Origin of the sequence: Pseudomonas sp. HMSC066A08, from assembly GCF_001813025.1 — a bacterium.
GTDB classification, from domain to species: domain Bacteria; phylum Pseudomonadota; class Gammaproteobacteria; order Pseudomonadales; family Pseudomonadaceae; genus Pseudomonas; species Pseudomonas aeruginosa.
In genome coordinates this window covers 150097-173435 of record NZ_KV811178.1, presented here as the reverse complement: position 1 = coordinate 173435, position 23339 = coordinate 150097, and the positions used below count along the sequence as shown (strand labels likewise).

Here is a 23339-nt window from a genome sequence, read left to right as displayed (position 1 = left end):
GGGACGCCGCGCGCAAGAGGGCGCGGCCATCGGTCACGTGTTTTCAGAGCTTTTCCAGACAGCCGGCAAATTCACCTGCCAGGTTGTTCAGAAGATTCTCATAGCCGTTGGCGTCCACGCTCACGTTCACGCCCAGGTCGTCCAGTTCGGCCAGGCGCACCGGCAGGCCTTCGCTGAGGGTGTCGGCCAGCCGCGGTCGTAGCGGCGGCTCGCTGAAGATGCAGGCCGGACCGGCGGCCTTCAGCTGGGCGCGCATGGCGGCGACATGGCGTGCTCCCGGCTGGACCTCTGCGGATACCGCGAACACGCCGGTATGGCGCAACCCGTAGGCCTCCTCGAAATAGTCGAAGGCTTCGTGGAAGACGAAGAAAGGCTTGCCGGCAAGCTTGCCCAGGCGTTCGCGGAGTTTCCCGTCGAGCCCGCCGAGGCGCTCCTCGAAGGCCTTCAGGTTGGCCCGGTAGCGCCCGGCGTTGGCCGGGTCGGCCTGGGCCAGGTCCTCGGCCATCCGCGCGGCGATGATGCGGGCGTTGGCCGGCAACAGCCAGAGGTGGGCGTCGAGCATGCCGGGACGATGGTCATGGTCGTGCTCGTCGTGCCCGGCATGCTCCTCTTCCTCGAAATTGACGAACGTGCGCAGGTGCATGCCCGGCAGGTCCTGCACCGCGACGCTGGCGCCCTGGCGGCCGGCGAGCACCTTGGGCAGGAAGTTCTCCAGGTCCGGGCCGATCCAGTAGAACAATTGCACCTCGCGCAGCCGCCGTACGTCGGAAGGACGCAGGGCGTACTGGTGCGGCGAGGCGCCCGGCGGCAGCAGTACGTCCGGCTGGCCGACGCCGTCCTGGATGGCCGCGGCGACCAGTTGCAGCGGTTTGATGCTGGTCAGCACGCTGACCTCGGCGCGCGCCGGCGAAGCCAGCAGGAACAGGGCGAAGCAGGCGGACAGCAGGGCAAAGGGACGCAGGGTCACGGCGGCACTCACATGAAAGGTGGTTAGCGGGTAATATAATAACGTCTCTACCCTCGAGCGTCGCAGCCCATGTACAAGATTGCGCCCAAGACCCCGCTGGCCTGCCAGCCCCATGACCACAGCCAGTGCGTCAGCACCGCGCTGGCCGAGGCCGATGCGCTGTGCGCGCGCCAGGGCGTACGCCTGACCGAATTGCGGCGGCGCGTGCTGGAGCTGGTCTGGCAGAGCCACAAGCCGCTGGGGGCCTACGATATCCTCGCGGTGCTCAGCGAAACCGACGGCCGCCGCGCCGCGCCGCCGACCGTCTACCGCGCGCTGGACTTCCTCCAGGAGAACGGCCTGGTGCACCGCATCGCCTCGCTCAACGCGTTCGTCGGCTGCAACAACCCGGAGCACAGCCACCAGGGCCAGTTCCTCATCTGCCGCACCTGCCACACCGCGATCGAGCTGGAACAGCCGGATATCAGCCGGGCCATCGTCGCCGGAGCGAACAGCGTCGGCTTCGCCGTTGAAAGCCAGACCGTCGAGGTGGTCGGCCTCTGCGGCACCTGCCGGGACCAGAAGGACGCCTGATGGACAACGCGCTGGTGCGGCTGACCCAGGTCGGCGTGTCCTTCAACGGCCAGGCGGTGCTGAGCGATGTCGACCTGGCCATCGAGCCCGGCCAGATCGTCACCCTGATCGGCCCCAACGGCGCCGGCAAGACCACCCTGGTACGCAGCGTGCTCGGCCTGCTCAAGCCGCACGTCGGCGAGGTCTGGCGACGGCCGCGGCTGACCATCGGCTACATGCCGCAGAAACTCCACGTCGACGCCACCCTGCCGCTCAGCGTACTGCGCTTCCTCCGCCTGGTACCCGGGGTCAGGCGCGAGCAGGCGCTGGCGGCGTTGCGCGAGGTCGGCGCGGCGCACGTGCTGGAGCGCCCGCTGCAAAGCATTTCCGGTGGCGAACTGCAACGCGTGCTGCTGGCCCGCGCTCTGCTGCGCAAGCCCGAGCTACTGGTGCTCGACGAGCCGGTGCAGGGCGTCGACGTCGCCGGCCAGGCCGAACTCTACCGCCTCATCGGCAAACTGCGCGACCGCTACGGCTGCGGTGTGCTGATGGTCTCCCACGACCTGCACCTGGTGATGAGCGCCACCGACCAGGTGGTCTGCCTGAACCGCCATGTCTGCTGCTCAGGGCACCCCGAGCAGGTCAGCGGCGACCCGGCCTTCGTCGAGCTGTTCGGCCAGGACGCTCGCAGCCTGGCGATCTACCACCACCATCACGACCACGCCCACGACCTCCACGGCGAGGTGGTCAAGGCCGGTCCCGGTGCCCTGCCTCCAGGCACCCGCTTCACTCCTGTCCACAAGCACGGCCCCGACTGCAACCATGGCTGACTTCCTGCTCAACGCCCTCCTCGCCGGCCTCGCCCTGGCCCTGGTGGCCGGCCCCCTGGGTTCCTTCGTGGTCTGGCGGCGGATGGCCTATTTCGGCGATACCCTGTCCCACGCCGCACTGCTCGGGGTAGCCCTGGGTTTCCTCCTCGATGTCAGCCCGACCCTGGCAGTGACCGTCGGCTGCGTGCTGCTCGCGGTGCTGCTGGTGACCCTGCAGCAGCGCCAGCCGCTGGCCGCCGACACCCTGCTGGGCATCCTCGCCCACAGCACCCTGTCGCTGGGCCTGGTCACCCTGAGCTTCATGAAGGAAGTGCGGGTCGACCTGATGGCCTACCTGTTCGGCGATCTGCTGGCGGTGAGCGCCACCGACCTGCTGTGGATAATCGCCGGCAGCGCGCTGGTCCTGGCATTGATCTGCTTCCTCTGGCGGCCGCTGCTGGCGATCACCGTGCACGAGGAACTGGCGAAGGTGGAAGGCCTGCCGGTCGGAGCGATCCGCCTGGCGCTGATGTTGCTGATCGCCATCGTCATCGCCGTGGCGATGAAGATCGTCGGCGTGTTGCTGATCACCTCGCTGCTGATCATTCCCGCCGCCGCCGCCCAGCGCCATGCCCGCAGTCCCGAGCAGATGGCGGTCGGTGCCAGCCTGCTGGGGCTGGTCGCGGTGTGCGCCGGCCTGGCCCTGTCCTGGTTCAAGGATACCCCCGCCGGCCCCTCGATCGTGGTCAGCGCCGCCGGCCTGTTCCTGCTGAGTTTTGTCCTGCCCCGCCGCACGGTGTAGAATCTGGCGATTTTTTGACCAAACGAGAACCCGCAGGAATGATGTCGTCCTTCTTTCGCCTGCTGTCCGTCCTGGCGGCGGCGCTGCTGGTCAGCGCCTGCCAGGGCAATGCGTCGTCGCAACCGACACCGGTGGTCGCGCCCCAGGCGCAGCCCGCCGATCCCTATGCCGAACTGCAGGAAACCCTGGCCGCCGGCAAGCTCGAACAGGCCGAGCAACAATGGCTGGCCCTGCGCAGCGCCGCCGCCGGCGACGAGCGCGTCGAAGCGTTCCGCCGCCAGTTGGCCGAGGCCTACATGCAGCGCGGGGAAACCGCGCTGCGCCAAGGAGACCTCAACACCGCCACCAGCGCCCTCGGCCATGCCCGCGGGCTGATGCCCAAGGCGCCGGCGCTGACCGCCGGGCTGGACGGTGCGATCAACCGCGCCAAGGTCGATCCCGCCCGCGCCGAGCAGGCCCGACGCATGCAGCAGGCGGCCCAGCAGCAGATGCAGCAGATCATCCAGACGCCGCCCGGCGGCGAGCTGAAGCCGCTGCCCGGCGCTCCCCACCTGATCGATCCGCAAGCGGCCAGCAGCGCCGTGCCCCTGCCGATGCTCGACGGCACCGGCCAGGGCGGCCTCGGTGCGGTGCTCGACGCGGTGGCCGCGGATGTCGTCGCCTACCGTTGCAGGGTGCATATCGAAGTGCGCCGGGACAGCGACTATCCGCTGGTTTCCGACCAGCTCCTGGCGCGGGTGAAGAAGCTCTCGCCCGATTTCGACCTGCATCTCAGCCATGTCGTACAGGCCGACAAGCCAACCCGATTGATACTTACCCCCCGGAATTGAGGTCGGTCCTGCCCCGGCCGCAGCAGAAAGCGCTTGTCGGGAGCGAACCAGACGCTTATTCCATTTCAATGATTTTTCATCTCCAATAAATATTAATAATGCATAAGAAAGCAAGGTAAAATGCTCGGTTTAGCTGACCGCCCATGCTTCCCGCCAAGCCCGTGCTCCAGCCGTAACAGCATCGCCGCACCCACAAGGTTCGCCCAGTGATCGAATTCCACGACGTCCACAAGACCTATCGAGTTGCCGGTCGGGAAATCCCCGCCTTGCAACCGACCCGCCTGAACATCCAGGCCGGGCAGATTTTCGGCCTGATCGGCCATTCCGGTGCCGGCAAGAGCACCCTGCTGCGCCTGATCAACCGCCTCGAGGAGCCCAGCGGCGGCCGCATTCTGGTCGAGGGCGAAGACGTCACCGCCCTCGACGCCGAAGGCCTGCGCCGTTTCCGCCAGCGCGTCGGGATGATCTTCCAGCACTTCAACCTGCTGTCCTCGAAGACCGTCGCCGACAACATCGCCATGCCCCTGCGCCTGGCCGGCGGCTTCAGCCGTGCCGAAGTCGATGCGCGGGTCTGCGAGCTGCTCGCGCGGGTCGGCCTGTCCGACCACGCGCGCAAGTATCCGGCCCAGCTCTCCGGCGGACAGAAACAGCGCGTCGGCATCGCTCGCGCCCTGGCCTGCCGGCCGAGCATCCTGCTCTGCGACGAGGCCACCAGCGCCCTCGATCCGCAGACCACCGCCTCGGTCCTGCAACTGCTGGCGGAAATCAATCGCGAGCTGAAGCTGACCATCGTCCTCATCACCCACGAGATGGACGTGATCCGCCGTGTCTGCGACCAGGTCGCGGTCATGGACGGCGGCGCCATCGTCGAGCAGGGCGATGTCGCCGATGTCTTCCTCCATCCGCAGCACCCGACTACCCGCCGCTTCGTGTTCGAGGCCGAACGGGTCGACGAGGACGAGCGCCACGACGATTTCGCCCACGTGCCGGGTCTCATCCTGCGCCTGACCTTCCGCGGCGAAGCCACCTATGCGCCGCTGCTGGGCACCGTGGCGCGGCAGACCGGGGTCGACTACAGCATCCTTTCCGGACGCATCGACCGCATCAAGGACACGCCCTACGGCCAGTTGACCCTGGCCCTGGTCGGCGGTGACCTGGAAGCCGCCATGAGCCAGTTGAACGCCGCTGACGTACATGTGGAGGTACTGCGCTGATGGACTTCTTCGAAACCATGAGCTTCGCCAACATCGACTGGTACGAAATCTGGCTGGCCAGCGTCGACACCTTCTGGATGCTCGGCGGTTCGCTGCTGTTCACGGTGGTCCTCGGCCTACCCCTCGGCGTCCTGCTGTTCCTTACCGGGCCACGGCAGATGTTCGAGCAGAAGGCGGTCTACACCCTGCTCTCGCTAGTGGTGAACATCCTCCGTTCGTTGCCGTTCATCATCCTGCTGATCGTGATGATCCCGCTGACCGTACTGATCACCGGTACCTCGCTGGGCGTTGCCGGGGCCATCCCGCCGCTGGTGGTGGGCGCCACGCCGTTCTTCGCGCGCCTGGTGGAAACCGCGCTGCGCGAGGTCGACAAGGGCATCATCGAGGCAACCCAGGCGATGGGCGCCAGCACCCGGCAGATCATCTGGAACGCCCTGCTGCCGGAAGCCCGGCCGGGCATCATCGCCGCCATCACCGTCACCGCCATCACCCTGGTCTCGTACACCGCGATGGCCGGCGTAGTAGGCGCCGGCGGACTGGGCGACCTGGCGATCCGCTTCGGCTATCAGCGCTTCCAAACCGACGTGATGGTGGTCACCGTGGTGATGCTGCTGATCCTCGTCCAGATTCTGCAAACCGTGGGCGACAAGCTGGTGGTGCACTTCTCGCGCAAGTAAGCTTGCCGGCCAAGCCCAAAACCCTGAGCGCCGCGGTTATCCACAGCCGCCAGGAACACCTCGAAAGGAGTTGAAGATGAAAAAACTGCTTGCTGCTTTCTCCGCTGTCGCGGCGCTCGGCCTCACCGCCGCCCAGGCCGCCGAGTCCCTCACCGTCGCGGCCACCCCGGTGCCGCACGCGGAAATCCTCAACGTGGTCAAGCCGCTGCTGGCCAAGGAAGGCGTGGACCTGAAGATCAAGGAGTTCACCGACTACGTGCAGCCGAACGTGCAGGTCTCGGAAAAGCGCCTGGACGCCAACTTCTTCCAGCACCAGCCGTACCTCGATGAGTTCAACAAGGCCAAGGGCACCGACCTGGTCGCCGTGACCGGCGTGCACATCGAGCCGCTGGGCGCCTACTCGAGCAAGTACAAGAAGCTCGACGAACTGCCTTCCGGCGCCACCGTGGTGATCCCCAACGACGCCACCAACGGCGGCCGCGCCCTGCTCCTGCTGGACAAGGCCGGGGTGATCAAGCTCAAGGACAACAAGAGCATCACCGCCACGCCGAAGGACATCGTCGACAATCCGAAGAACATCAAGATCCGCGAACTGGAAGCCGCGACCCTGCCGCGCGTGCTGACCCAGGTCGACATGGCGCTGATCAATACCAACTATGCCCTGGAAGCCAAGCTGAACCCGACCAAGGATGCGCTGGCCATCGAAGGCAGCGACTCGCCCTACGTGAACATCCTCGTCGCACGGCCGGACAACAAGGACAGCGACGCCATGCAGAAGCTGGCCAAGGCCCTGCACAGCGCCGAGGTCAAGCAGTTCATCCAGGAGAAATACAAAGGCGCGGTGGTGCCGGCGTTCTGAGCCACGCCGCGTAACCGCCCCTGGAAAAAGCCCGGTCTTCGACCGGGCTTTTTCGTTTCCGCTCCCTGCGCAGCGCCGGCCTCGTCCGGCGTCGCCGGGCGTTTTCCGCGAATGTAGTGAAAAAAACATTACGTCACATATTGATCAATCTGAAAAATTCACTACACAATCGATCCACCTTCGAGGACGCCCCATGCAAGAACTAAAACAACGCCTGGCTTCCCCGCCCACCGAACTGACGCCCGCGGAGCGCAAGGTGGTGCGTGCCCTGCTCGATGACTACCCGCGCCTCGGCCTCGGTCCGATGACGCGCCTGGCCCGGCACGCCGGAGTCAGCGACCCGACGATCATGCGCCTGGTGAAAAAGCTCGGCTTCGCCGGCTACGGCGACTTCCAGGAAGCGCTGCTGGCCGACGTCGACGACCGCCTGCGCTCGCCGCGCACCCTGCTCGCCGAACGCCGCGAGCGGATGGGCCGCGACGACACCTGGGCGCGCTACCTCGACCAGGCTGGCCAGAGCCTGCAACAGACCCTCGGCCTGACCCGCCCCGATGACATCCAGCGCCTCGCCGACTGGCTGCTCGACAGCCGCCTGCGCGTGCACTGCCACGGCGGACGCTTCAGCCGTTTCCTCGCCGGCTACCTGGTCACCCATCTGCGCCTGCTGCGACCGCAATGCCGATTGCTCGACGACGGCGCCCTGCTCCCCGACCAGCTCTACGACCTCGGCCGCCAGGACCTGCTGGTCCTGTTCGACTATCGCCGCTACCAGAGCCAGGCCCAGCACCTGGCCCAGGCCGCCAAGGCACGCGGCACGCGGCTGGTGCTGTTCACCGACATCTACGCCTCGCCGCTGCGCGAACATGCCGACCTGATCGTCAGTTCGCCGGTGGAATCCGCCTCGCCCTTCGACTCGCTGGTGCCGGCCATGGCCCAGGTCGAGGCGCTGGTAGCGACCCTGGTGGCGCGCATGGGCGCGCCGCTCGATGAACGCCTGGAGGGCATCGACCAGCTCCGCAACGCGTTCAGCAGTCATATTCTGGAGGAATGACCCGATGTTCAGCCTGCCCCACCACTCGCCGCGCGACCTGCCATTCGGCCGCCGGCAGACCGCCATCCTGTTCGTCGACATGCAGCGTGCCTGGGTCGAGCCGGGGCGCGACCCGCACGTCGATCCGCAGGCGGCCGGCTATTTCTACGAGCGCGTGCAGAACCAAGTGATCCCCAACCAGCAGCGCCTGCTCAGGGCCATGCGCGCAGTGGACGAGAACGTCCTGCACACCGTCATCGAGAGTCTCACCGCCGATGGCCGCGACCGCTCGCTGGATCACAAGCTGTCGGAGATGCACCTGCCCAAGGGCAGCCCGGACGCCAGGGTGATCGACGCCCTGGAGCCGACCGCCAACGAGATCGTGCTGCCGAAGACCTCTTCCGGCGTTTTCAACTCCACCGCCATCGACTACGTACTGCGCAACCTCGGCACCCGCCACCTGATCGTCTGCGGGGTGGTCACCGACCAGTGCGTGGACATGGCCGTGCGCGACGCCGCCGACCGCGGATACCTGGTCACCCTGGTCGAGGATGCCTGCGCCACCCATACCCCGGAACGCCACCAGGCCTGCCTGGACGCGATCAAGGGCTACTGCTGGATCAGCGACACCGAGACCGTCCTGCAACGCATCGCCGCCCTCGGCCGGAGCAACCTGTGAACCGCCTGCAGCCGGTACGCCTGGTCAGCTTCGTCACCACCGACCTGGCCGGCATCACCCGCGGGCGCTCGCTGCCCCTGGCGACCCTGGAAGAGCAATTGGCCAGCGGTTGCGGCTGGGTACCGGCGAACAGCTCGCTGACCCCGCAGGACCTGATCGACGAGAGCAGCCCCTGGGGCAGCCACGGCGACCTGCGCCTGCTGCCCGACCCGACCAGCCGGGTGCGCGTCGAGCAGGGTCCCGACGCCGCTGCGCCGGCGCTCGACTACCTGCACGGCAACCTGGTGGAAACCGACGGCACGCCGTGGCCGGCCTGTCCGCGCAGCCTGCTGCGGGCCGAGGTGGAACGCTATCGCGACAGCGGCCTGCAGGTCATCGCGGCGTTCGAACACGAATTCAGCCTGCTCGGCCTGCCCGGCGAGCGTCCGGCCGCGGCGTTTTCCCTGCAGGCCCAGCGTGCCGCCGGGCAATTTCCCGGCTGGCTGGTCAGCGCCCTGGCCCAGGCCGGCACCGAGCCGGAGATGTTCCTCCCCGAATACGGCCAGCGCCAGTACGAGGTCACCTGCCGCCCGGCGCAGGGCGTGGCCGCCGCCGACCGCGCGGTGAACGTCCGCGAGGTCACTCGCGAAGTGGCGCGGCAGATGGGCCTGCGTACCTGCTTCGCACCGCTGCCGGCACCCGGCGCGGTGACCAATGGGGTACACCTGCACCTGAGCCTGCAACATGCCGACGGCAGCCCGCTGCTGTACGAGCCCGGTCGACCCAACGATCTCTCCGAACTCGGCGAGCACTGGGCCGCCGGCGTGCTCGCGCACCTGCCGGCGCTGTGTGCGCTGACCGCGCCTACCGCCGCCTCCTACCTGCGCCTGAAACCCCACCACTGGAGCGCCGCCTACGCCTGCCTGGGACTGCGCAACCGCGAAGCGGCGCTGCGCATCTGCCCGGTGGTGAGCGTCGGCGGCAAGCCGCTGGGCAAGCAGTACAACCTGGAATTCCGGCCGATGGACGCCACCGCCTGTCCGCACCTGGCAATGGCCGCGGTGCTGATCGCCGGCCGCCTGGGCATCGAACGACGCCTGCCGCTGCGCGCCCTGGCCGATGTCGATCCGCACAGTCTCAGCGACGAAGAGCGCCAGGCCCGCGGCATCCAGGCCCTGCCGGCGACCCTCGGCGATGCGCTCGACTGCCTGCAACGCGACGAGGCGCTCTGCGCCGAGCTGCCAAAGCCGCTGCTGGACACCTACATCGCCATGAAGCGCCACGAACTGGCGCTGACGGCGGGCTTTTCCGACGACGACCTGTGCCGCCACTATGCCGAGCTCTACTGACAACCCCGAACTCGGCATCTACCAGCTGCCGCCCTACCGCCTGCTCAATCCCGAAGGGCGCAGCCCGGTGGTCCTGGTCTGCGAGCATGCCAGCCGGCACATTCCGCTGGAGTTGCAGCGCCTCGGCCTGGACCAGGCCGCGGCGGAAGAACACATCGCCTGGGATATCGGCGCCCTGGCGCTGGCCGAAGAGCTTTCCCGGCGACTCGACGCGCCATTGCTGGCGGCCGGCTACTCGCGTCTGCTGATCGACCTGAACCGACCGCTGGAGGCGCCCGACAGCATTCCGCCGCACAGCGAGGTCTACCCCGTTCCCGGCAACCGCGAGCTGCCCGAGACGGTGCGCCGCTATCGCCAGGATTGCCTGTTCCATCCGTTCCACCAGCGCCTGACGCAACTGCTCGACGAGCGCCAGGCCGCCGGCGTGCCGACCCGCGTGGTCGGCGTGCACAGTTTTACCCCGGTGTACCACGGCAGACCCCGCCCGCTGGTTGCCGGGGTGCTTTATCGCAACGCCGGCGCCTACGCCGGGCGCATCCTCGACGGTTTGCGCCGGCACGGCCTGGAAGTCGCCGGCAACCAGCCCTATGCGATCGACCCAGCGGAAGACACTACCGTTCCGGTGCATGGCGACGCACGCGGCCTGGAAGCGGTGCTGCTGGAGATCCGCAACGATGGATTGCGCACGCCGGATGCGGTGTGCGCCTGGGCCGAGCGTCTGTATCCCTGGCTCTGATGCGATGACCGGCGCCGCCGGTCGCCAATAACGAGAAAGAGGCCCGCTTCGCGCGCGGCGCCGATAACGACAATACGCTGCCTTTTCCCGAGGAGCCCGTCATGGCCATCGAACAGTTCGGATACCGGCAACAGCTGCGCCGCAGCCTGTCCCTGAGCGACCTGATCATCTACGGGATGATCTTCATGATCCCCATCGCCCCGTTCGGGGTCTACGGCTGGGTCCATGCCGACGCCCACGGCATGGTGCCGATGGCCTACCTGGTGGGCATGCTGGCGATGCTCTTCACCGCCCTCAGCTACGGAGCCATGGCCAAGGCCTTTCCGATTGCCGGCTCGGTGTATTCCTACGCCCAGCGCGGCATCCACCCCCATGTCGGCTTCATCGCCGGCTGGGTGCTGCTGCTCGACTACCTGCTGATCCCGCCGCTGCTCTATGTGTTCAGCGCGCTGGCGCTGAACCACTTGTTCCCGGCGATCCCCAAGCTGGCCTGGATGCTGCTGTTCCTGGTCTCGGCGACTCTGGTCAACCTGCGCGGCATCACCTTCGCCGCCCGCGCCAACCTGTTGTTCCTGATCGGAGAGCTGGTGGTCCTGGCGATCTTCCTGGTGGTCGGCTACCAGGCGCTGGAAGGCGGCCTGGGCAACGGCCGGCTGACCCTCGAACCGCTGTATCGCCCGGAAGCCTTCGATCTCGGCCTGGTGATGAAGGCCGCCTCGATCGCCGTACTGTCGTTCCTCGGCTTCGACGCCATCTCCACCCTCGCCGAAGAGGTCAAGGGCGATCCCGCCCGGCAGATCGGCCGCGCCGCGCTGATCGCGCTGTTCATCATGGGCGGCATCTTCATCGCGCAGACCTGGCTGGCCACCGACCTCGCCGCCGGGATGAACTTCAAGTCGGCGGACACCGCCTTCTACGAGATCGCCGAAGCGGCCGGTGGCCAGTGGCTGTCGATGCTGACCGCGGTAGCCACCGCGCTGGCCTGGGGTGTCACCGTGTCGATCACCTCGCAGGCAGCGGTCTCGCGCCTACTCTACTCGATGGCCCGCGACGGCAGGCTGCCACGCGCGCTGGCCAGGGTCCATCCGCGCTACCAGACGCCGCACGTCAGCCTGTACCTGGTGGCGGTGCTGTCGCTGGGAATCGGCTGGGCCTTCCTCGACGCACCGGACGTGCTCACCTCGCTGGTGAACTTCGGTGCCCTCACCGGCTTCTGCCTGCTGCACCTGAGCGTGATCAACCACTACTACCGCCGCCAGCGCTCCGGCCAGTGGTTGCGGCATCTACTGTTCCCGCTGGTGGGCCTGGCGATCATCGCCTACGTGCTGTACAGCATGAGCCTCGACGCACAGTTGCTCGGACTGGCCTGGATCGCGGTGGGGCTGGTCTACCTGGCGTTGCTGCAACGCGGCGGGCGCCAGGCGCCAGCGGAGTTGGCGAAGGATCTCTGACGCCTCGCGAGGGCTGGTTCAGGCCGGCTCTTCACCGACGAAATCGCTGCGGCTGAGGCCATGCCGCAGCATCTTTTCGTTGAGTGTCCGGCGCGGCAGTTGCAGCAACTCCATCACCGCCTTGATGTCCCCGCGGCACTGGCCGAGCGCCTGGCGCAGGCACTCCGCCTCGAAGGCTTCCATGCGTTCCGCCAGCCCCGAGGTGAGGCCGCCGCCTTCCTCCGCGTCCCCGCGCTCCAGGCCGAGGACATGACGCTCGGCGGCGTTGGCCAGCTCGCGTACATTGCCCGGCCAGTCGTGGGCCATCAGCCGCGCCAGTTCCGCCGGCGCGGCGGGCTGCGGCTCGCGACCGAGGCGCTGGCTGGCAACGCTGGCGAAATGTTCGAAGAGCAGCGGGATGTCCTCGCGACGCTCGCGGATCGGCGGCAGGCGCAGCTCGGCGACGTTCAGGCGATACACCAGGTCCTCGCGGAAACGTCCGGCGCGTGCCTCGGCCAGCAGGTCGGGCTTGGTCGCGGCAATCACCCGCAGGTCGACGTGGATGCTCTGGTTCGAGCCGAGCCGCTCCAGTTGCTGCTCCTGCAGGACGCGCAGCAGCTTGACCTGCTGCGCCAGCGGCATGCTTTCGATCTCGTCGAGGAACAGGGTGCCGCCATGGGCATGCTCGAGCTTGCCGATGCGCTTGCCCTGCGCGCCGGTGAAGGCACCGCTCTCATGACCGAACAGCTCGCTCTCGAACAGTTGCTCGGGGATCGCCGCGCAGTTCAGCGCCACGAACGGCTTGTCGGCGCGCGGCCCGAAGTCGTGCAGGCAGCGGGCAACCAGTTCCTTGCCGCTGCCGGTCTCGCCACGGATCAGGACGTTCACCGGAGTCGGCGCCAGGGCCAGAACCTGCCGGCGCAACGCTTCCATCGGCTTGGACACGCCGAGCAGACGCGCATCGACCTGGTCCTTGAGACTGGCCTGCTCCTTCAGGCGCCGGTTCTCCAGCACCAGGCGGCGCTTTTCCAGCGCGCGCCGCAAACTGCCGAGCAGGCGCTCGGGCGTGAAGGGTTTCTCGATGAAGTCGTAGGCACCCTGGCGCATGGCCTCCACCGCCATCGGCACGTCGCCGTGCCCGGTGACCACGATCACCGGCAGGTCGCGATCGACCGCCTGCAGGTTGGCGAGCAGTTGCAGGCCGTCCATGCCGGGCATGCGCACATCGCTGATGACCACCCCGGCAAAGGACTTGTCCAAGGCTCCCAGGCATTCCTCGGCGCGCAGGCAGAGGCGCACCTCGAAGCCGGACAGCTCCAGCCATTGCTGCACCGCTTCGCGGATCGTCGCTTCGTCGTCGACGAAGATCACCTGGTCGCTCATGTCGTTACGCTCGTGTCATCGGGGGCCGCCGGCAGGATCAGGCTGAACACCGCTCCCGCCTCGGCATTGGCGACCTGCAGGCGGCCGCCGAGTTCGTGGACGATCCCATAGGATACCGCCAGGCCGAGGCCGAGTCCCTCTCCCACCGGCTTGGTGGTGAAGAACGGATCGAAGACGCTGCCCAGGTGCTCGGCGGGAATCCCGCCACCGTTGTCGGCGACGCTCAGCACCCAGTCGCCGCCAAGCCGTTGCAGGGCCAGGCGGATCCACGGCCGCTCCTGGCCGGCAACGGCATCCAGGGCGTTGCGCAGCAGGTTGACCAGCACCTGTTCCAGGCGGATCGCGTCGCCCATCACCCAGGCCGGCCAGAGCAGCGCCTGCTCGATCTCCACCCGTTCGGCGCGGATTCGCGGCAGCAACAACTGCTGCGCCTGTTCGACCACGTGGCCCAACTCGATACGCTCGCGCAGGCCGCCGGCGCTCTTGCGCGCGAAGGTCTTCAGGTGGCCGGTGAGCGCGGCCATGCGTTCGAGCATCTGGTCGATGCGCGGCAACGCCTGGCGCGCCTCGTCGTGGCGTCCGGCGTCGAGCAGCAGGCGCAGGCTGGCCAGTTGCATGCGCTGGGCGGTGAGCGGCTGGTTGATCTCATGGGCCAGGGCCGCCGACATCTGCCCCAGGGCGGCCAGCTTGGCCGCCTGCACCAGGCCGTCCTGCGCGGTACGCAGGTCGGCGGTGCGCTGCTCGACCAGGCGCTCCAGCTCCTCCCGGCTACGTTGCCGCAGGCGAGCGATACGCCAGCGCTGGTGCAGGAACAAGCCGAGGAAGACCAGCGCCAGCCAGGTGCCGGCAGCGGCCAGGCGCGCGGTGGCGACGTCGTCCTGGATGCTCGCGGTGTCGCGCAGCAAGTGCAGGGTCCAGCCGTCGTTGGGCAGGTCCAGCGATTGCCAGAGGTAGTCCTTCTCGCCGTCGGCGCTTTCCACCCGCGCCAGACGGCTGTCTTCGCCGTAGCTGCGCAAGGTCTGGTGGCGCAGGGGTGTCAGGGGCTGGCGATCGTATTGCCGGGTCTCCGCCAGTTCGAAGCGGTCCACGGTATCCAGCGGTTCCAGTTCGCGGTAGCGCCAACCGGCGTGGTTGGCGAGGAACACGATGCCCTTGGCGTCGCTGGCCAGGACCAGGTCGGGAGTCTGGTTCCACTGCCGCTCCAGATCGGGAAACTCCAGCTTGACCACGATTGCGCCCAGGAAGCTGCCGTCCTCGGCGCGCACCGCGTGGGACAGGAAATAACCGGGAATCCCGCTGATCACCCCGACCGCATAGAAACGTCCGGAGCCTTGGGCGATGGTCTGGCGGAAATAGGGACGGAAACCGTAGTTGTGGCCCACGTAGCTGGTCGGCAGGTTCCAGTTGCTCGCCGCCACGGCCAGCCCGGTACGGTCGAGCAGCTCCAGGGTGGAGGAGCGGGCGGCCAGGTTGATGCTTTCCAGCTTGAGGTTGAGTCGCTGCTGCAACTCGCCGTCGATCGGCCCGGCAAGTGCCGCGCGCAGGTCCGGATCCAGCGCCAGCACCGCCGGCAGGCTGCGGAAGCGTTCGATCAGGGTCTGCAGCGAGCCGGCGTAGAGGTCCAGCTGCTTGCGCACCTGTTCGCCCTCGGCGCGTAGCGCCTGCTGCCGCGCCTGGCGCCCCGCCCAGTCCATGGACAGCAACAGGCCGCCGAGCAGCGGCAACAACAGCAGGAACAGGCGCAGCGGACGGGACAAGGACATCGGCGGATCGAAACGGCGGCGGGAAGCGGCGACGATAGCACGGCGCCCGGTTACACTGCGCGCCGTACGAGGAGTCCGCCCATGTCGCTATCCCCCTGGTCCCATTCCTGCTCGGCCGGTTTCACCCTGCGCGGCTGGCGCAGCGAACCGAGCGGCAAGCCGTTGCTGCATTTCCTCCATGGCAACGGCTTCTGCGGCCGTACCTACGAACCGATGCTGCGTCTGTTGGCGGAGGATTTCGACCTCTGGCTGTGCGACATCCAGGGCCACGGCGAAAGCGACCACGGCGGCCGCTTCCACGGCTGGAACCGCAACGCCGAGATGGCGGTGGAGGCCTTCGAGGCCGGGCGCGGTCCCTATGGAGATGTCCAGCGACTGGCCTGCGGGCACAGCTTCGGCGGCGTCCTCAGCAGCCTCGTCCTGGCCCGCCATCCCACCCTGTTCGCCCGCGCCGTGCTGCTCGACCCGGTACTGTTCACCCCGGCGATGATCGGCGTGATGGCACTTTCCGAGACCCTCGGCCTGCAATTGCGCGGCAGCCTGGCGAAGAAGGCGCGCCTGCGCCGCAGCCAGTGGCCCGATCGCGCAGCCGCCTACGCCGGCTTGCGCGGCCGCGGTATCTTCAAGGGCTGGACCGACGAGGCGCTGTGGGCCTACGTGGAATATGCGCTGAAGGAGAGCGACGGCGGAGTCGAGCTGAAGTGCCGGCCAAGCCGCGAAGCGGAGATCTTCAGCTCCTTCCCCAGGCGGCTGTGGCCGTCGCTGGGCAAGATCACCACGCCGACCCGCGTGCTCTACGGTGACCGCACCTACCCTTTCGTCGCCAAGTCGGTGGCGCGCTGGTGCTCGCTCAACCCCCAGGTCAGCGCCCACGCGGTGGTCGGCGGCCACTGCTTCATGCAGGAAGACCCGGCCGATGCCGCCGAACGCGTACGCGACTTTCTCCTGCCCAATCCATGAACGCTCCTTCCGTGGGGAATCCGGCGCTCATCCATCGGTCCCAGGGAGGATGACCCCCACAGGACCGAGCCATGCGCCCTCTCCTCTTCAGCGCCCTTCTCCTGCTCTCCGGGCATACCCAGGCCAGCGAATGGAACGACAGCCAGGCCGTGGACAAGCTATTCGGCGCGGCCGGGGTGAAAGGCACCTTCGTCCTCTACGATGTGCAGCGGCAGCGCTATGTCGGCCATGACCGGGAGCGCGCGGAAACCCGCTTCGTTCCCGCTTCCACCTACAAGGTGGCGAACAGCCTGATCGGCTTATCCACAGGGGCGGTTAGATCCGCCGACGAGGTTCTTCCCTATGGCGGCAAGCCCCAGCGCTTCAAGGCCTGGGAGCACGACATGAGCCTGCGCGACGCGATCGAGGCATCGAACGTACCGGTCTACCAGGAACTGGCGCGGCGCATCGGCCTGGAGCGGATGCGCGCCAATGTCTCCCGCCTGGGTTACGGCAACGCGGAAATTGGCCAGGTTGTGGATAACTTCTGGTTGGTGGGACCGCTGAAGATCAGCGCGATGGAACAGACCCGCTTTCTGCTCCGACTGGCGCAGGGAGAGTTGCCATTCCCCGCCCCGGTGCAGTCCACCGTGCGCGCCATGACCCTGCTGGAAAGCGGCCCGGGCTGGGAGCTGCACGGCAAGACCGGCTGGTGCTTCGACTGCACGCCGGAACTCGGCTGGTGGGTGGGCTGGGTGAAGCGCAACGAGCGGCTCTACGGCTTCGCCCTGAACATCGACATGCCCGGCGGCGAGGCCGACACCGGAAAGCGTGTCGAACTGGGCAAGGCCAGTCTCAAGGCTCTCGGGATACTGCCCTGACGCTCTGCCGCCTCAGTCGCCGACCTTTTTCTGCCGGGACTGCCGCCATTCGTCGAGGCGGATCACCTCGGCGCTATGCACCGGCGGGTTGTCGACCTCGGCGGCCGCCTCGAAGCGATGCGGGGCCAATTCGATGGCGCCGAGGTGATAGCCATACATGACGATGCGCCCGGCGTAGCGTTCCTCGCCGCTGACGGTGAATTCGAAACCGAACTCGCGGCTCAGCCGCCACTGCCCGCGGTGGTCACGGGCCAGGCGCAGGCGCCGGCGCGCGACATTCTCGTCGAGCAGTTCCACGCCCTGCTTGGCGCAATGCTGCTTGGCCAGCAGCAACGCCCGCTCGCGCACGCCATGGGCGCGCCACCACCAGGCAGCGGCGGCGCCCAACAGGAGCATGACGAAAAGGTTACCCAGGGTCACGAGCGGAATCCGGTGTAGGGGGACGGCCAGCTTACCCGTTCTCCCGGCAGGCAGCGAGTGGGGGGTGTTTTCGCCATGTGAATTAGCCCCCATACTGCGCCGACTCAGCTGTAGGAAGTCGTCTCATGCCACGCACGCCCCATCTGCTCGCCATCCAGTCCCATGTGGTCTTCGGCCACGCCGGCAATGCCGCGGCGGTGTTCCCGATGCAGCGCATCGGAATCAACGTCTGGCCGTTGAACACGGTGCAATTCTCCAACCACACCCAGTACGGTCGATGGACCGGGCAGGTGCTGCCGCCGGAGCAGATCCCGGCGCTGGTGGACGGTATTGCCGGCATCGGCGAACTGGGCAACTGCGACGCGGTGCTGTCCGGCTATCTCGGCAGCGCCGCCCAGGGCCGCGCCATTCTCGACGTGGTGGCACGGATCAAACAGGCCAACCCTCGGGCGTTGTACCTCTGCGACCCGGTCATGGGCCACCCGGAAAAAGGCTGCATCGTGGCCCCGGAAGTCAGCGACTTCCTGCTGGAAGAAGCCGCCGCGGTCGCCGACTACCTGTGCCCCAACCAGTTGGAGCTGGACAGCTTCTGCGACCGCCAGCCCAGTTCCCTCGCCGATTGCGTGGAGATGGCGCGGAGCCTGCTGGCACGTGGACCGAAGGCGATCCTGGTGAAGCACCTGAACTACCCGGGCAAGGCCGGCGACACCTTCGAGATGCTGCTGGTCGCCGCCGACCAGGTCTGGCACCTGCAACGCCCTCTGCTGGCCTTCCCGCGCCAGCCGGTGGGGGTCGGCGACCTCGCCTCGGGGTTGTTCCTCTCGCGCCTGCTGCTCGGCGACGACCTGCGTAACGCCTTCGAATTCACCGGCGCCGCGGTCCATGAAGTGCTGCTGGAAACCCAGGCCTGCGGCAGCTACGAGCTGGAGCTGGTGCGGGCGCAGGATCGGATCGCGCATCCACGCGTACGCTTCGACGCGGTACGCTTGTAATCCTCGAACCGCCTGTGGATCAGCGTTATCCACAGGAAGCTCATCAGAGGATGTATTTCCCCAACACCAACCCACCGATCACCATCACCGCCATCAGCACGAAAGCCATGCCCAGGCGCCGCTCGATCAGGGTCTTCAGGCGTGGGCCAACCCAGAACAGCAAAGCGCAGGTGGCGGCGAAGCGCAGGCTGCGGGCGACAAGGCTGAGGCCGACGAACAGCCAGAGGTCGAGCTGGGTCACTCCGCTGGTAATGGTGATCACCTTGTACGGCAGCGGCGTGAAGCCACCGCCCAGCAGCACCATCAGCCAGCCCAGTTCGTTGTAGCGTTCGGCGACCTGTTCGAAGTTCTCCAGCAAGCCGTAGAACGCCAGGATCGGCATGGCCACGCTCTCGAACAGCAGCAAGCCGATGAAATAGCCGGCGATGCCGCCCAGTACCGAGCTGATCGCGCAGATCGCCGCGTAGCGCCAGGCCTTGGCCCGGTTGGCCAGGACCATCGGCACCAGCAAGGCGTCCGGCGGAATCGGGAAGAACGAGCTTTCGGCGAAGGTCACCCCGCCCAGAGCCAGCTCCGCCCGGGGATGGCCGGCCAGGCGCAGGGTCCAGTCGTAGAGACGGCGCAACATGTCAGGCCGACTGCGGCAGCGGTGCGTCGGCGCCGCGCTCGTCACGGTCGAGTCCCAGGCGATGGACCATCCCGCAGGCGATCTCGCGCTCGCCCATGATCACCAGGTTGGCGCCGTTCTGCTCCAGGTAGTCCACCTCGGCGTCGAAATGTGCCCGGGCGACGATGTCCAGCGGCGGGTTCACCGCGCGGGCGTGGCTGGCGATCTGCCCGGCCTCGAAGCCGTTGGGAATGGCGATCAGCAACCAGCGCGCCTCGGCGATGTTGGCCAGTTCCAGCACGCCGGGACTGGCGGCGTTGCCGAGGACCACGCTGTAGCCCTGTTCGCGCAGTTCGTCGGCCTTGTCGCGCTTGTCCACCACCACCACGAAGGGCGTCCCGGCGGCGCGCAGGCGAGCGCTGACCAACCCGCCAACCCGGCCATGACCGATCAGCACCGCATGCTCGCGCTCCAGGATCGGCGGCGGCAGGTCCTGCGCCGGCATCTCGCGGACCCCGCCAGCGGCCTCCGCCAGGCGCTGCTCCTTGCGTTGCTGCAGGCGATCGATGGCGATGAACAGCAGCGGATTGACCAGGATCGACAGGATCGCCCCGGCCAGCACCAGGTCGCGGCTCTGCTCCGGCACCAGTTCGAGGCCGATGCCCAGGCCGATGAGAATGAAGGAAAACTCGCCGATCTGTGCCAGGCTGGCGGCAATCACCAGCGCGGTGCTGTTCGGATGACCGAAGGCGCGGACGATCAGGTAGGCGGCCACCGACTTGCCGAAGACGATGACCAGGAAGGTGGCCAGCACCGTCAGCGGCTCCTGCAACAGGATCATCGGATTGAACAGCATTCCCACCGAGACGAAGAACAGCACCGCGAAAGCGTCGCGCAGCGGCAACGAGTTCTCCGCCGCCTCGTGGCTGAGCTCGGACTCGTTGAGAATCATCCCGGCGAAGAAGGCGCCTAGCGCGAAGGACACCCCGAACAGCACCGCCGAGCCATAGGCGATGCCCAGGGCAATGGCCAGCACGGCCAGGGTGAAGAGCTCCCGCGAACCACTGGCGGCGATCCTCTCCAACACCCAGGGCACCACCCGGCGGCCGCCGAAGATCATCAAGGCGACGAAGGCGGCGACCTTGCCCAGAGTAATCAGCAGCGGCCAGAGCAGACCGGCGTCGCCGCCGTCGGTCTTGCCGCCGAGGGTGCCGGCGAGCGCCGGCAGGAGCACCAGGGTCAGGACCATCGCCAGGTCCTCGACGATCAGCCAGCCGATGGCGATCCTGCCACGCTTGGTGTCCAGCAACTGGCGCTGCTCCAAGGCGCGCAACAGCACCACGGTACTGGCCACCGACAGGCTCAGGCCGAATACCAGGCCGCCGCCGAAGCTCCAGCCGAGCAGCTTGGCCAGGCCGATGCCAAGCAGCGTGGCGACGCCGATCTGCACCAGCGCCCCGGGAATGGCGATGGCCTTCACCGAGAGCAGGTCCTTGAGCGAGAAGTGCAGGCCGACGCCGAACATCAGCAGGATCACGCCGAGTTCGGCGATTTCCTGCGACAGCGCCTGGTCGGCGACATAACCGGGAGTGAACGGCCCGGCCAGGACGCCCGCGAGCAAGTAGCCGACCAGCGGCGAAATGCGCAGGCGATTGGCCAGGGCCCCGAAGAGGAAGGCGAGGACGAACCCCGCGGCGAGTGTGGTGAGTAACGGCGTATGGTGCATCAGGACTCCCGGCAACACGGGGAACGCGTCCTCCACGGCCTGGCCGGCGGACGACGACGTTCGAAATGGATCACGGACCCACGCCCGTGACGGCAAGGCGGAAAGGCTTTCCACCAACGGAGCCGGGCAGAGCGACCGGCCCATGGCATTCGAGCGACCCGACGGCGGCTATGGTTCCTGGCGAAACCCGGCGCGATACCGACAGGTTAACCCGTTGACGTTGCTGGAGTTTTAACAGGCACGCCGGTTTCTTATCAAGAAATGTCAGGAATGGACGCCAGCAGAGGCAAACTTCTGCGTTTTCTTATGAAAAGCTCCGAAAATTCGCGAAACGGCATCAGGTCCGAAGCGGACTCGACCGGACACCGGCAGCCTTCCTCAACCGTCTTCGCGAATCGCCTGGTAGCGGGCCTCCAGCTCCGCGCGCAGCTGGCGGCGTTGCTGGGCCTGGGCGAAGCGACGCTTCTGCTCGGCGGTTTCCAGCTCCAGCGGGCGGACGGCCACCGGCTTGCGCTCGTCATCCAGGGCGACCATGGTGAAGAAACAGCTGTTGGTATGACGCACGGACTGCTCGCGGATGTTCTCGGTGATGACCTTGACGCCGATTTCCATGGAAGTCCGCCCGGTGTAGTTGACCGAAGCGAGGAAGGTCACCAGTTCGCCGACATGCACCGGCTCGCGGAAGATCACCTGATCCACCGACAGGGTCACCACGTAGCGACCGGCGTAGCGGCTGGCGCATGCATAGGCGACTTCGTCGAGATACTTCAGGAGGGTGCCGCCATGGACATTGCCGGAGAAATTGGCCATGTCCGGGGTCATCAGCACGGTCATCGACAGTTGGTTGTTTCCGGGTTGCATAGCGCTTTTTCTCTCATCAGGACGGGCGGGGGACACCATAGACGCAAACGAAGACGGCAGCGGCCACAAATTTTCAATCGTCATGATCGAAATCGCGCCGGGTCGTGCAGACATCCGCGGGCTTTTCTAGACTGGCCCTTTTCCACCGGGAATCGCTCCAATGCCTGCCGCCATTCGCATCCTTTTCCTGGCCTTGGCCGTGCTTGCCGGCATCGGTGCCGCTGTCAGCCAGGCCGAGGATACGCCCTGCGCCACCGCCGCGGAATGCAACACGCGCGGCACCCAGGCTTATCGACAGGGGAGTTATCCACAGGCGTTGGTCGCCTTCGCCTGGCAATTGCGCCTGGCCGAGCGCCAGGAACAGGGCGGAGCCGACTCGGAACAGGCGCTGAACAATCTCGCGCTGACCAGCCTCAAGGCCGGGCAACCGGGACGCGCCCGCGCCTGGATGAACCTGGCGCTGGATCGCGGCTACAGCGGCAAGGCCACGCGCTACAACCTGGAACAGGTTGCCCTGAAAGTCGACTACCCGTCCCTCCAGGGCCTCGCCGGGCACTACCTGCGCTACGCCGGGCAGGCTGAATGGGAAAGCCTGCAGATCGAACCGGTGAAGGGCGGCTACCAGGCGAGCTTCGCCCTGATGCGCATCGGCAATCCGGAGAAACTGATGGAATATGGGCCCGCGGCGGTCGGCGAGTTGTCCGGTCGGCTGGAGGGGCAAGGCGCGCTCTACCGGCTGCGCAGCGAAGGCCTGGGCGCCGGCTGCAGCCTGCTGGTATGGCAGGAAGGCATCGACCTACGAGTGGTGGAGAGCCTTGGCGGGGACTGCCAGGGTTACGGCGGCATGGGCATCGCCGCCGCCGGTAACTGGGTGAAGATATCCAGTCAGGCCAGGGACGACTGAAACTTTTCCACAGGCCGCTCCAGCGGAGCGACCCGTGGAAAATCCGCTCAGCGGCCAGCGGACAGGCCGAAGTCCACCGCCAGGTCGGCGCCCGTGATCGCTTCGGCCTGAGGGCCGCAGAGATACCAGACCAGCTCGGCGACTTCTTCCGGGCGGATGAAGCGTGCCGCCTTGCCCTGTGGATAATCCTTCAGCAGCGCGCGCTTGTAGCCATCCGGATTGCCCATCCCATAGCGTTCGGCCTGGTAGTCGAGCATCGGCGTGGCGATATCCGCCGGCGACACGGCGTTGACCCGCACGCCCTGCTCGGCCAGTTCCAGCGCCAGTGTCTTGCTCAGCATGGTCAGCGCCGCCTTGCTCGCGCAATACGCCGCCGAACCCCGGTAGGCCTGGCGTCCGGAGTCGCTGGAGATGTTGACGATGCTGCCCTGGTTTTCCTTCAGGTAGGGAATCGCGGCCTGGCACATGTAGAAGGAGGCCTTGAGGTTGACTCCCAGGACCAGGTCGAAATCCTCCTCGGTGAAGTTTTCCACAGGCCCCTCGCGCCAGACGCCCGCGGCATTCACCAGGGCGTCGAGGCGTCCGGTACGGGCGAGAATCTTCGACATCAGGGTATGGCAGTTATCCGCGCTGCGCAGGTCGGCGACCCCGCTGGCGTCCAACGGCACCTGCGCGTTCAGCGCGTGCAGGCCCTCCTTATCCACATCCGTGGCGGCGATGCGCCAATGACTCTGGGCGAAACGCTTGGCGATTGCCCGGCCCAAGCCGCCGGCTGCACCAGTGATAAGAACGACGGGCGTGCTCATCTGCTTTTCCTTACTCCTGTGCCGCGTGGAAAACACCGACGGCCAATCGGCCGCCCGCTTCAATGACTGACCGGCAACGCCGGCAGCCGTTCATTCAGGCCTGGTTGAGATACCAGCGCCAGTCCTGCTCGCCGACCTCGCCCA

The 23339-nt window shown here is 67.1% G+C and carries 24 protein-coding genes; 16 read left to right on the top strand and 8 right to left on the bottom strand.

Features of this window, described 5'->3' with window-relative positions; translation table 11 throughout:
• Nucleotides 1-43 precede the first annotated feature (43 nt).
• Entirely contained in the window at nucleotides 44-967 is a 924-nt protein-coding gene (locus HMPREF2886_RS00780) for a zinc ABC transporter substrate-binding protein (protein WP_070746601.1), read from the bottom strand.
• A gap of 69 nt (nucleotides 968-1036) precedes the next feature.
• Here HMPREF2886_RS00780 and zur point away from each other — a divergent pair, with 69 nt between their 5' ends.
• The 12 genes from zur (at nucleotide 1037) to HMPREF2886_RS00720 (ending at nucleotide 11934) form a co-directional block, all read left to right on the top strand.
• Nucleotides 1037-1540, top strand: coding sequence for a zinc uptake transcriptional repressor Zur (zur, locus tag HMPREF2886_RS00775; RefSeq protein WP_003096992.1), 504 nt, complete (start codon nucleotides 1037-1039; stop codon nucleotides 1538-1540).
• A complete protein-coding gene (gene znuC / locus HMPREF2886_RS00770; RefSeq protein WP_003099732.1) occupies nucleotides 1540-2349 on the top strand; it encodes a zinc ABC transporter ATP-binding protein ZnuC in 810 nt (269 codons plus the stop codon). The genes zur and znuC overlap by 1 nt, the downstream gene beginning before the upstream one ends.
• Nucleotides 2342-3130, top strand: coding sequence for a zinc ABC transporter permease subunit ZnuB (gene znuB / locus HMPREF2886_RS00765; protein ID WP_033968255.1), 789 nt, complete (start codon nucleotides 2342-2344; stop codon nucleotides 3128-3130). The genes znuC and znuB overlap by 8 nt, the downstream gene beginning before the upstream one ends.
• A gap of 41 nt (nucleotides 3131-3171) precedes the next feature.
• The gene (locus HMPREF2886_RS00760) at nucleotides 3172-3960 is read left to right on the top strand and encodes a PA5502 family lipoprotein (protein ID WP_078452172.1); all 789 of its coding nucleotides are present in this window, start codon (nucleotides 3172-3174) and stop codon (nucleotides 3958-3960) included.
• Between the two features lie 206 nt (nucleotides 3961-4166).
• Complete coding sequence (locus tag HMPREF2886_RS00755) at nucleotides 4167-5174, top strand: methionine ABC transporter ATP-binding protein (protein ID WP_033968253.1); 1008 nt, start codon at nucleotides 4167-4169, stop codon at nucleotides 5172-5174.
• Complete coding sequence (locus HMPREF2886_RS00750; RefSeq protein WP_003097004.1) at nucleotides 5174-5851, top strand: methionine ABC transporter permease; 678 nt, start codon at nucleotides 5174-5176, stop codon at nucleotides 5849-5851. Before HMPREF2886_RS00755 ends, HMPREF2886_RS00750 begins: the two co-directional genes overlap by 1 nt.
• A gap of 76 nt (nucleotides 5852-5927) precedes the next feature.
• Entirely contained in the window at nucleotides 5928-6710 is a 783-nt protein-coding gene (locus HMPREF2886_RS00745; RefSeq protein ID WP_003097007.1) for a MetQ/NlpA family ABC transporter substrate-binding protein, read from the top strand.
• A gap of 193 nt (nucleotides 6711-6903) precedes the next feature.
• Entirely contained in the window at nucleotides 6904-7761 is an 858-nt protein-coding gene (gene qapR, locus HMPREF2886_RS00740; RefSeq protein ID WP_033968252.1) for a transcriptional repressor QapR, read from the top strand.
• A 4-nt stretch (nucleotides 7762-7765) separates the two neighbouring features.
• Complete coding sequence (locus HMPREF2886_RS00735) at nucleotides 7766-8419, top strand: cysteine hydrolase family protein (protein WP_033968251.1); 654 nt, start codon at nucleotides 7766-7768, stop codon at nucleotides 8417-8419.
• On the top strand, nucleotides 8416-9747 hold the full coding sequence (locus tag HMPREF2886_RS00730; protein WP_070746599.1) for a glutamine synthetase: 1332 nt from the start codon (nucleotides 8416-8418) through the stop codon (nucleotides 9745-9747). Before HMPREF2886_RS00735 ends, HMPREF2886_RS00730 begins: the two co-directional genes overlap by 4 nt.
• 67 nt (nucleotides 9748-9814) lie before the next feature.
• Nucleotides 9815-10483, top strand: coding sequence for an N-formylglutamate amidohydrolase (locus tag HMPREF2886_RS00725; RefSeq protein ID WP_073648764.1), 669 nt, complete (start codon nucleotides 9815-9817; stop codon nucleotides 10481-10483).
• A 101-nt stretch (nucleotides 10484-10584) separates the two neighbouring features.
• Nucleotides 10585-11934, top strand: a complete 1350-nt coding sequence (locus tag HMPREF2886_RS00720; RefSeq protein ID WP_033968248.1) for an APC family permease — start codon at nucleotides 10585-10587, stop codon at nucleotides 11932-11934.
• Between the two features lie 18 nt (nucleotides 11935-11952).
• Here HMPREF2886_RS00720 and HMPREF2886_RS00715 read toward each other — a convergent pair whose 3' ends face one another.
• Together HMPREF2886_RS00715 and HMPREF2886_RS00710 are read right to left on the bottom strand one after the other, a co-directional pair.
• Complete coding sequence (locus HMPREF2886_RS00715) at nucleotides 11953-13296, bottom strand: sigma-54-dependent transcriptional regulator (RefSeq protein ID WP_003109128.1); 1344 nt, start codon at nucleotides 13294-13296, stop codon at nucleotides 11953-11955.
• Nucleotides 13293-15059 (bottom strand): sensor histidine kinase, encoded by a 1767-nt coding sequence (locus HMPREF2886_RS00710; RefSeq protein WP_003097020.1) that lies wholly within the window; start codon nucleotides 15057-15059, stop codon nucleotides 13293-13295. Before HMPREF2886_RS00710 ends, HMPREF2886_RS00715 begins: the two co-directional genes overlap by 4 nt.
• Before the next feature lie 81 nt (nucleotides 15060-15140).
• Here HMPREF2886_RS00710 and poxA point away from each other — a divergent pair, with 81 nt between their 5' ends.
• Entirely contained in the window at nucleotides 15141-16019 is an 879-nt protein-coding gene (gene poxA, locus HMPREF2886_RS00705) for an alpha/beta hydrolase PoxA (RefSeq protein WP_031636916.1), read from the top strand.
• Between the two features lie 71 nt (nucleotides 16020-16090).
• Nucleotides 16091-16879 (top strand): OXA-50 family oxacillin-hydrolyzing class D beta-lactamase OXA-1135, encoded by a 789-nt coding sequence (locus HMPREF2886_RS00700; protein WP_033978625.1) that lies wholly within the window; start codon nucleotides 16091-16093, stop codon nucleotides 16877-16879.
• 12 nt (nucleotides 16880-16891) lie between these two features.
• On the opposite strand, the gene HMPREF2886_RS00695 is transcribed toward HMPREF2886_RS00700, so the two are convergent.
• Nucleotides 16892-17392, bottom strand: a complete 501-nt coding sequence (locus HMPREF2886_RS00695) for a DUF3301 domain-containing protein (RefSeq protein ID WP_003121391.1) — start codon at nucleotides 17390-17392, stop codon at nucleotides 16892-16894.
• Between the two features lie 32 nt (nucleotides 17393-17424).
• Here HMPREF2886_RS00695 and pdxY point away from each other — a divergent pair, with 32 nt between their 5' ends.
• Nucleotides 17425-18291, top strand: coding sequence for a pyridoxal kinase PdxY (pdxY, locus tag HMPREF2886_RS00690; RefSeq protein ID WP_033978624.1), 867 nt, complete (start codon nucleotides 17425-17427; stop codon nucleotides 18289-18291).
• 43 nt (nucleotides 18292-18334) lie between these two features.
• Here pdxY and HMPREF2886_RS00685 read toward each other — a convergent pair whose 3' ends face one another.
• The 3 genes from HMPREF2886_RS00685 to HMPREF2886_RS00675 all read right to left on the bottom strand — a co-directional run bounded on the left by HMPREF2886_RS00685 (nucleotide 18335) and on the right by HMPREF2886_RS00675 (nucleotide 21485).
• Nucleotides 18335-18919 (bottom strand): YqaA family protein, encoded by a 585-nt coding sequence (locus HMPREF2886_RS00685; RefSeq protein ID WP_070746598.1) that lies wholly within the window; start codon nucleotides 18917-18919, stop codon nucleotides 18335-18337.
• Nucleotide 18920: 1 nt separating this feature from the next.
• Nucleotides 18921-20624 (bottom strand): YbaL family putative K(+) efflux transporter, encoded by a 1704-nt coding sequence (ybaL, locus tag HMPREF2886_RS00680; RefSeq protein WP_003099695.1) that lies wholly within the window; start codon nucleotides 20622-20624, stop codon nucleotides 18921-18923.
• 378 nt (nucleotides 20625-21002) lie between these two features.
• Nucleotides 21003-21485 (bottom strand): acyl-CoA thioesterase, encoded by a 483-nt coding sequence (locus HMPREF2886_RS00675; RefSeq protein WP_003097040.1) that lies wholly within the window; start codon nucleotides 21483-21485, stop codon nucleotides 21003-21005.
• 160 nt (nucleotides 21486-21645) lie between these two features.
• Here HMPREF2886_RS00675 and HMPREF2886_RS00670 point away from each other — a divergent pair, with 160 nt between their 5' ends.
• Nucleotides 21646-22389 (top strand): hypothetical protein, encoded by a 744-nt coding sequence (locus tag HMPREF2886_RS00670; protein WP_058017836.1) that lies wholly within the window; start codon nucleotides 21646-21648, stop codon nucleotides 22387-22389.
• Between the two features lie 47 nt (nucleotides 22390-22436).
• Here the strand turns inward: HMPREF2886_RS00670 and HMPREF2886_RS00665 are convergent, their stop codons facing one another.
• Nucleotides 22437-23195: an SDR family NAD(P)-dependent oxidoreductase gene (locus HMPREF2886_RS00665; RefSeq protein WP_003097046.1), complete on the bottom strand. Its 759-nt coding sequence runs from the start codon at nucleotides 23193-23195 to the stop codon at nucleotides 22437-22439.
• Nucleotides 23196-23339 lie beyond the last annotated feature (144 nt).

What these genes read in the sequence shown, in the direction of transcription:
- zur (WP_003096992.1), top strand. Translation starts at nt 1,037, where the DNA reads ATGTACAAGATTGCGCCCAAGACCCCGCTGGCCTGCCAGCCCCATGAC.
- znuC (WP_003099732.1), top strand. Translation starts at nt 1,540, where the DNA reads ATGGACAACGCGCTGGTGCGGCTGACCCAGGTCGGCGTGTCCTTCAAC.
- znuB (WP_033968255.1), top strand. Translation starts at nt 2,342, where the DNA reads ATGGCTGACTTCCTGCTCAACGCCCTCCTCGCCGGCCTCGCCCTGGCC.
- HMPREF2886_RS00760 (WP_078452172.1), top strand. Translation starts at nt 3,172, where the DNA reads ATGTCGTCCTTCTTTCGCCTGCTGTCCGTCCTGGCGGCGGCGCTGCTG.
- HMPREF2886_RS00750 (WP_003097004.1), top strand. Translation starts at nt 5,174, where the DNA reads ATGGACTTCTTCGAAACCATGAGCTTCGCCAACATCGACTGGTACGAA.
- HMPREF2886_RS00745 (WP_003097007.1), top strand. Translation starts at nt 5,928, where the DNA reads ATGAAAAAACTGCTTGCTGCTTTCTCCGCTGTCGCGGCGCTCGGCCTC.
- qapR (WP_033968252.1), top strand. Translation starts at nt 6,904, where the DNA reads ATGCAAGAACTAAAACAACGCCTGGCTTCCCCGCCCACCGAACTGACG.
- HMPREF2886_RS00735 (WP_033968251.1), top strand. Translation starts at nt 7,766, where the DNA reads ATGTTCAGCCTGCCCCACCACTCGCCGCGCGACCTGCCATTCGGCCGC.
- HMPREF2886_RS00720 (WP_033968248.1), top strand. Translation starts at nt 10,585, where the DNA reads ATGGCCATCGAACAGTTCGGATACCGGCAACAGCTGCGCCGCAGCCTG.
- HMPREF2886_RS00715 (WP_003109128.1), bottom strand. Translation starts at nt 13,296, where the DNA reads ATGAGCGACCAGGTGATCTTCGTCGACGACGAAGCGACGATCCGCGAA.
- HMPREF2886_RS00710 (WP_003097020.1), bottom strand. Translation starts at nt 15,059, where the DNA reads ATGTCCTTGTCCCGTCCGCTGCGCCTGTTCCTGCTGTTGTTGCCGCTG.
- poxA (WP_031636916.1), top strand. Translation starts at nt 15,141, where the DNA reads ATGTCGCTATCCCCCTGGTCCCATTCCTGCTCGGCCGGTTTCACCCTG.
- HMPREF2886_RS00700 (WP_033978625.1), top strand. Translation starts at nt 16,091, where the DNA reads ATGCGCCCTCTCCTCTTCAGCGCCCTTCTCCTGCTCTCCGGGCATACC.
- HMPREF2886_RS00695 (WP_003121391.1), bottom strand. Translation starts at nt 17,392, where the DNA reads ATGGGGGCTAATTCACATGGCGAAAACACCCCCCACTCGCTGCCTGCC.
- pdxY (WP_033978624.1), top strand. Translation starts at nt 17,425, where the DNA reads ATGCCACGCACGCCCCATCTGCTCGCCATCCAGTCCCATGTGGTCTTC.
- HMPREF2886_RS00685 (WP_070746598.1), bottom strand. Translation starts at nt 18,919, where the DNA reads ATGTTGCGCCGTCTCTACGACTGGACCCTGCGCCTGGCCGGCCATCCC.
- ybaL (WP_003099695.1), bottom strand. Translation starts at nt 20,624, where the DNA reads ATGCACCATACGCCGTTACTCACCACACTCGCCGCGGGGTTCGTCCTC.
- HMPREF2886_RS00675 (WP_003097040.1), bottom strand. Translation starts at nt 21,485, where the DNA reads ATGCAACCCGGAAACAACCAACTGTCGATGACCGTGCTGATGACCCCG.
- HMPREF2886_RS00670 (WP_058017836.1), top strand. Translation starts at nt 21,646, where the DNA reads ATGCCTGCCGCCATTCGCATCCTTTTCCTGGCCTTGGCCGTGCTTGCC.
- HMPREF2886_RS00665 (WP_003097046.1), bottom strand. Translation starts at nt 23,195, where the DNA reads ATGAGCACGCCCGTCGTTCTTATCACTGGTGCAGCCGGCGGCTTGGGC.